Source organism: Nonomuraea sp. NPDC050783, assembly GCF_040802095.1.
Lineage (GTDB): Bacteria > Actinomycetota > Actinomycetes > Streptosporangiales > Streptosporangiaceae > Nonomuraea.
Genome location: NZ_JBFAHK010000030.1, coordinates 79,017 through 85,631, shown reverse-complemented (window position 1 = coordinate 85,631; position 6,615 = coordinate 79,017). Strand labels below are relative to the sequence as shown.

Genomic DNA, 6,615 nt, shown 5'->3' with positions numbered 1-6,615 from the left:
GCGTGGCCAGCCCCAGCGCGCACGGGCAGGCGATGATCAGCACCGCCACCGCGGCCGTGAACGCCGCACCCGCCCCGTTGCCGGTGCCCAGCCAGTAGCCCAGCGTCCCGACGGCCAGCGCGATCACGATCGGCACGAACACGCCCGAGATCCGGTCGGCCAGCCGCTGCACCTGCGCCTTGCCGGTCTGCGCCTCCTCCACCAGCCTGGCCATCTGCGCGAGCCGGGTGTCCGCGCCGACCCGGGTGGCCCGCACGATCAGCCGGCCGCCCGCGTTCACAGTGGCGCCGGTGACCGCGTCGCCCGGCCCGACCTCGACCGGCACCGACTCGCCGGTCAGCATCGAGGCGTCCACGGCCGAGGTGCCCTCCTCCACCACGCCGTCGGTGGCGATCTTCTCCCCCGGCCGCACCACGAACCGGTCACCGCTCTTGAGCTGCTCGACCGGGACGCGGCGGCCGTCGGCCAGCTCGACGTCCTTGGCGCCCAGCTCCATCAGCGCCCGCAGCGCCGCCCCCGCCCGCCGCTTCGAGCGGGCCTCGAAGTAGCGCCCGGCCAGGATGAACGCCGTCACGCCCGCCGCGGCCTCCAGGTAGATGTTGCCGGAGCCGTCGGTACGCTCGATCACGAACTCGAACGGGTGCGTCATGCCCGGCATCCCCGCCGAGCCGAGGAACAACGCCCAGAGCGACCAGCCGAGCGCGGCCAGCGTGCCCATCGAGATCAGCGTGTCCATGGTGGCCGCGCCGTGGCGCAGGTTGGCCCAGGCGGCCCTGTGGAACGGCCAGCCCGCGTACACCACGACCGGCGCCGCCAGCGTCAGCGACAACCACTGCCAGTGGGTGAACTGCAGCGGCGGGATCATCACCATCGCGATCACCGGCACGGCCAGCACGATCGCGGTGATGAGGCGCTCGCGCAGGGGCCGCAGCTCGTCCTCCGGCTCCGGCTCGGCCTTCTCGGCTCGGGGCGGGGCGGGCAGGGCCGCCGTGTAGCCGGCCTTCTCCACCTCGGCGACGAGCTGCCGGGGGTCGACGCCTTCGGGGAAGGTGACCTTCGCCTTCTCGGTGGCGTAGTTGACGGTCGCGGTGACGCCGTCCATCTTGTTCAGCTTGCGCTCGATGCGGTTGGCGCAGGAGGCGCAGGTCATGCCGCCGATCGAGAGCTCGACGGCGTTCCGCCGGTCATCGGTGACCTGGGACATCACCGTTCTCCTTTCTCGGTCAGTGGCTGTGGCCGTCGTCGCCGTGCTTGCTCGGCGTGGACGCGGGCTCGGGCTCGGGCTCGGGCTCGGCGGCCGGGGTCTGGGGTCGCTCGCCCGCGCCGAGGGTGAAGCCGGCCGTGCGGACCTCGCCCTTGTGCTGGAAGTCGAGGAAGAGGCGGTAGTCGCCGGTGCTGGGCACCTCGGCGTGGAAGACGATCTCGGGGCCGGGCCTGGTCCTGCCGTCGCCGGGCTCGCCGTCGGGGTGGACGTGCAGGTAGGCCAGGTCCCTGGCGCGCAGGGCCACCAGGTGGCCGTAGGCGCCGAGGTAGGGCTGCAGGTCGGTGACGGGCTCGCCGTCCTTGCTGACCGTGAGGGTGAGCCTGCTGGACTTTCCAGGGGTCAGGTCGCCGGCGAGGGTGACCTCGTACCCGTCGACCTTCGCCGTACGGCTCTGCTCGGGCAACGCGCCGGGCCGGTAGTCGCCGGCCACGGACAGGTCGGTACCCAGGGTCAGGGCCTCGCCGCCGGTGGGCGCGAAGTCGGCGAAGGCCCGGTACGGCCCGGCGTCCGGCAGCGTCAGCCTCACCGACCAGACGCCGTCGGGCGCCATCTCCGGATGCACGTGCCGGAAGGTCCGCAGGTCCCGGGACGCCACGATCAGGTGCAGCTTCCTGTCGTGCTGGACCTGGTAGCCGGTGACGGCCCTGCCGTCGGGCCCGGTGACGGTGAAGCGGAAGTCGGCGGGCTCACCGGGCTTGATCGTCGTGGTGAGGGGGTTGAGGGTGTAGCCGTTCTCGGACACTTGGAGCCCTCCGGGGGTATCGTCCCGCGCCTGCTCGGTGGCGTGCTCCCCATGTGCCGCGCCCGCGCTGGGCGCCGTCATGGCGGCGTGGTCCTCGGCCGGAGGCGCCCCGACCGGGCCGATCGCCCTGCCCACGCCCAGGGCGCCGCCGAAGACGACGGCCAGGCCCAGGGCGTACGAGCCGAGCTTGACCGCGGCGTTCACCGGTTCGCCCCTTCGTCAGCGGTGCTCATATGGGCCTCTCTCTCGGATATCAGGAACGGACAAGTCTGGCGATGGCGTCGGAGGCTTCCTTGACCTTGGCCTCCGCCTCGGGACCGCCCTTCCGCGCGGCCTCGGCGACGCAGTGGGCCAGGTGCTCTTCGAGCAGCGACAGGGAGAACGACTTCAGCGCGCTGGTCGCCGCGGACACCTGCGTCAGGATGTCGATGCAGTACTTGTCGTCCTCGACCATCCGTTGCAGGCCGCGAACCTGCCCTTCGATGCGGCGCAGGCGCATCGCGTGGTCCTGCTTGCTGTGGCTGTATCCGGCCATGTCCACTCCCTTCCGGTCGGTTGCCCGCGACAACACCATACCCCCCTATGGTATTCCTCGCGACCGCGGCGTCATCATGGACACGTCGATCATCGGCGTGGCCCTGCCGCGCATCCAACGGGATCTCGGCTTCTCCCAGGAGGACCTGTCCTGGGTGTTCAACGCCTACGTCGCCGCCTTCGGCGGCCTCCTCCTGCTCGGCGCTCGGCCGCCGCCCTGGCCGGCGCGCTGCTCGCCGCCGCGACCCTGCGCACCCGGGCCGGCGCACCGGCCGACGACGAGATCGCCGCCTCCCGTACGTGAGCCGGCGCCCGGGGGATCTCAGCGTCCCAGGATCTCCGTCACCCGTCATCGCTGTGCCGGCCGGTCGTACGGCGGAGGAAGGGTGACGGGGCCGCCTTCGGTGTGGACGGTCAGGGGCGAGGCCGTCACGGAGGCGGTGCCGGGGACGATGACGGTCACGACGGCGGGGGCGGCGGGCGACACCACGGTCACCACCTCGGCGGTGCGCAGGTAACCCGGCGAGACCATCCCGGGCCTGATCCCCTGCCCCTCGCCCGGGAACTGCGGCAACGTCACCCGGAAACCCGAGCCGTCGCCCAGCACCACCACCCCGGCCTCCCGGGACACCACTGCGAGCGCGGGGTCGAAGTGCCAGAGGCTGCGCAGGGTCCCGGCGGGCACGGAGTCGTGCACGGCCATCAGTTCCGCGGGGCCGTGGTGGACCAGGACGTGCCGGGTCCTGCGCACCCCGTAGGCGTCGTCGGCCAGCTCGAACGACTGCCGGCCCGGCTCGATCACGGAGCGGAGCAGGTCCGTGCTCGTGCCGGGCCGGAAGGCGGCCCCGGTCACCACCGGTACGTTGTGCGCCCCCGGCGACCGCGTCCACTCCACTGGGCGACGTAGGAGCGGCCCAGGGCGCCGCGGCCGCGGTGGTCTCCCCCGTCATGTGCCACCTTCCGGTGAATCGGCTGTCACTACTTATCACCCGATGCACCGATTCGCTTTCACCGGAATCCGCGGACGTCCACGAGGACGACCGGGCGACGTCAGGGGGCGGTCGCGTCCGCCGCCGCGTTCTCGGGCGCCGCGTTCTCGGGCGCCGCGTTCTCGGGGGACGGCGGCGGGGCACCGTCCGCCGGACGGCCGTGGCCGAGGGTCAACTCGCTCTGCAGGACGAGGACCGCCCCGCCGATCGCCGCGGCGTCCGACCCGCTGACCGATGGCACGACCCGCACCCGGTGCGCCTGCCGCGCGAAGGTACGGCGGTCCACCTCTTCCTGGATCACCGACTGGTAGATCGAACCGGCGACCGTGAAACTCGGCCCCGCGAGGACGACCGTGTCGAGGTCGAAGAGGGTGGTCATGGTGACCGCGGCGCAACCGAGGTAGCGGGCCGAGCGTTCGATCAGGCCGCGGGCGGCCGGGTCGCCGGTGTTCGCCGCGGCCGCGAGCCGCGCGAACTCGCTGAGGACGTCGTCCGCGGCCGGTTCGAGCGCCAGCCGCTGGCCGAGCCCGGGCGTCGTCAGCGCCTGCCTGACCAGCGCGGCCGGGCCGGCGTAGTTCTCCAGGCAACCGCGGTTGCCGCACGGGCACTCGTCCCCGTTGACGTCGATGGAGATGTGGCCGATCTCCACGCTGTTCGAGGAGCTGCCGCGATACACCTCGCCCGCGACCACCACGCCGCCGCCGATCCCGGTGGCCATGTAGATGCAGCCGTAGGTGCTGTGCGGCCCTACCGCCCCCATCCAGTACTCGCCGATCGCGGCCGCCGCCGCGTCGTTGTCCAACAGGACGGGCAGGCCGAGGCTCTCGGCGAGCCGGTCGGCGATCGGGTGGCCGAACCACTCCTCGGTGGGCTGCGGGGTCAGCAGCACCCCGGCCCGCCGATCCTGCGGCCCGTAGGTGACCAGGCCCACCCCCAGCACCTTGCCGCGATCGACGGCCGCCGTGTCGAGCAGCGCGTTCACCTGCGTGGCCACCGACGACAGCCCGCGCTCCGGCGGCATCGACGACACTCCGCTGAACGACATCCTCGCGATCGGCCGGCCGGCCAGATCGATCACGACGATCACGCACGTATTGCGTTCCAGCTGCACCCCGACGCTGTAGCGGGCGGAAGGATTGAGCTGGACGAGCATCGGTCGCTTGCCACCCGTGGACGCCCCCAGCCCCGCCTCCACGACCAGGCCGTCGAGCATGAGCTCACGCACGACCTCGGAGATCGTCGGCGCCGTCAGGCCGGTCGCCGCGACGAGCTCCACCCGGCTGATCGCGCGCGCCGCCCGGATCAGGTCGAGCACCATTCCGCGGGTCCTCGTCCGCGTCGCCCAGATGGGGCTCGGCACTGTGCCACCTCCAGCGTCCGGATGTACGAAAGCTACTTTATTTTCAGCCGTCCGCCGAGCGGACAGCCCGTCGCCAAGCCTTTGAGCTGGGTCATGTTCTTCCCTCTGCCGCCTCCACGAGGTGGGGCGTCGCTTCGTCGTTGACTTGCACAAGTTTCCTAACGAAGTCTGGAGCGGCGGCTCTCCCTTCCACGTCGAGCAGAGGGATCGGATGAAACATCGTCATGCACCGCTCGCCTTCGTCGCTGCCGGGCTCATGGCACTGGGCGGCATGGCGGCTACCACGCTCCCCTCGTCGGCCGCCACCGCCGGCTGCTCCGTCACGTACACCGTGCAGAGCCAGTGGCCCGGTGGGTTCACCGCCGACGTGGCCCTCACCAACCTGGGCTCCGCCCTCAAAGGGTGGACCTTGACGTTCGACTTCCCGGACGCCGATCAGAAGGTCACCCAAGGCTGGAGCGCCGCCTGGACGCAGTCCGGGGCTCGCGTATCCGCCGCCGGCCTGGATTGGAACGGGTCACTGGGCACCGGGGCGTCCACCTCCATCGGCTTCGTCGGAGCGTGGAAGGGCGACAACCCGGTACCCGCCTCGTTCGCGCTCAACGGCACCACCTGCACCGGCTCGGTGGTCACGCCGACCCCCACCCCTGACCCCGGCGGCCCGGCGCCGCGCCTGCGGGTGTCCGGCAACAAGATCGTCACCTCGGACGGCAAGCCCTACCGCCTGCTCGGCGTGGACCGCTCAAGCGGCGAATACGCCTGCGTGCAGGGCAAGGGCCAATGGGACGGCGGCCCGGTCGACCAGGCCTCGGTCGATGCCATGAAGAGCTGGAACATCCACGCGGTACGCCTGCCGTTGAACGAGGAGTGCTGGCTCGGCCTCAACGGCTCCCCCGGCGGCGCGACCTACCAGCAGGGCGTGCGGGCCTACGTGGACCTGCTGGTCGCCAACGGCATCACCCCGATCCTCGACCTGCACTGGACCTCGGGCGCCTACAGCGACGGACCGGACTGGCACTGCAAGGACGCCACCGCGACGTGCCAGAAGCCGATGCCGGACGCGCAGTACGCCCCCCGGTTCTGGACCGGCGTCGCGAACACCTTCAAGGGCGACGACTCCGTCGTCTTCGACCTGTTCAACGAGCCGTACCCGGAGATCGCCAGCGACTGGGACAAGACCCTGGGCTGGCGGTGCCTGCGGGACGGCGGCACCTGCACCGGCATTCCCTACGAGGTGGCCGGCATGCAGGACCTCGTCGACGCGGTCCGGGCGACCGGCGCGACCAACGTCCTCATGGTGGGCGGCCTGGAATGGGCCAACGACATGCGGGAGTGGCTGACGTACAAGCCGGACGACCCGCTGGACAACCTCGCCGCGTCCTGGCACGCGTACAGCTTCAACGCCTGCGCCACAGCGTCCTGCTGGGACACCCAGATCGCCCCGCTCGCCCAGCAGGTACCCGTGGTGATCGGCGAGTTCGGCCAGGACGACTGCGGCTACGGCTACATGGACACGCTGATGGACTGGGCCACCGCGCACGGGCTGTCCCACCTGGCATGGACCTGGAACCCGTGGGGCTGCAGCACCGGCGGCGTCCTGATCAAGGACTGGAACGGCACCCCCGAACCCGGCGTCGGCGAAGGCTACAAGGCCCACCTCCTCACCCAGAACCCCTACGCGACCCCGTGACCGGCCGCCCCGGGGCCGTACCCGGCCCCGGGCGAC

At 71.7% G+C, this 6,615-nt stretch carries 6 protein-coding genes; 1 reads left to right on the top strand and 5 read right to left on the bottom strand.

The annotated features are described in order from the left end of the window. The 5 genes from AB0H75_RS44530 to AB0H75_RS44510 all read right to left on the bottom strand — a co-directional run. Positions 1-1,204: heavy metal translocating P-type ATPase (locus AB0H75_RS44530; protein WP_367807014.1), on the bottom strand; the 1,204-nt coding region annotated here is incomplete at its 3' end. 19 nt (positions 1,205-1,223) lie between these two features. Beyond that, a complete protein-coding gene (locus tag AB0H75_RS44525) occupies positions 1,224-2,210 on the bottom strand; it encodes a hypothetical protein (RefSeq protein WP_367807012.1) in 987 nt (328 codons plus the stop codon). 49 nt (positions 2,211-2,259) lie between these two features. Further along, entirely contained in the window at positions 2,260-2,541 is a 282-nt protein-coding gene (locus AB0H75_RS44520; protein WP_367807010.1) for a metal-sensitive transcriptional regulator, read from the bottom strand. 348 nt (positions 2,542-2,889) lie between these two features. Continuing rightward, the gene (locus AB0H75_RS44515) at positions 2,890-3,435 is read right to left on the bottom strand and encodes a heparinase II/III family protein (protein ID WP_367807008.1); all 546 of its coding nucleotides are present in this window, start codon (positions 3,433-3,435) and stop codon (positions 2,890-2,892) included. A gap of 155 nt (positions 3,436-3,590) precedes the next feature. Further along, positions 3,591-4,847 (bottom strand): ROK family protein, encoded by a 1,257-nt coding sequence (locus AB0H75_RS44510; RefSeq protein ID WP_367807006.1) that lies wholly within the window; start codon positions 4,845-4,847, stop codon positions 3,591-3,593. A 253-nt stretch (positions 4,848-5,100) separates the two neighbouring features. On the opposite strand from AB0H75_RS44510, the gene AB0H75_RS44505 reads away from it, so the two are divergent. Then, positions 5,101-6,579, top strand: a complete 1,479-nt coding sequence (locus tag AB0H75_RS44505; protein ID WP_367807004.1) for a cellulase family glycosylhydrolase — start codon at positions 5,101-5,103, stop codon at positions 6,577-6,579. Positions 6,580-6,615 lie beyond the last annotated feature (36 nt).

Excerpts from the sequence above, each read along its gene's own strand:
- AB0H75_RS44520 (WP_367807010.1), bottom strand. The coding sequence starts at position 2,541 with ATGGCCGGATACAGCCACAGCAAGCAGGACCACGCGATGCGCCTGCGC.
- AB0H75_RS44510 (WP_367807006.1), bottom strand. The coding sequence starts at position 4,847 with ATGGTGCTCGACCTGATCCGGGCGGCGCGCGCGATCAGCCGGGTGGAG.
- AB0H75_RS44505 (WP_367807004.1), top strand. The coding sequence starts at position 5,101 with ATGAAACATCGTCATGCACCGCTCGCCTTCGTCGCTGCCGGGCTCATG.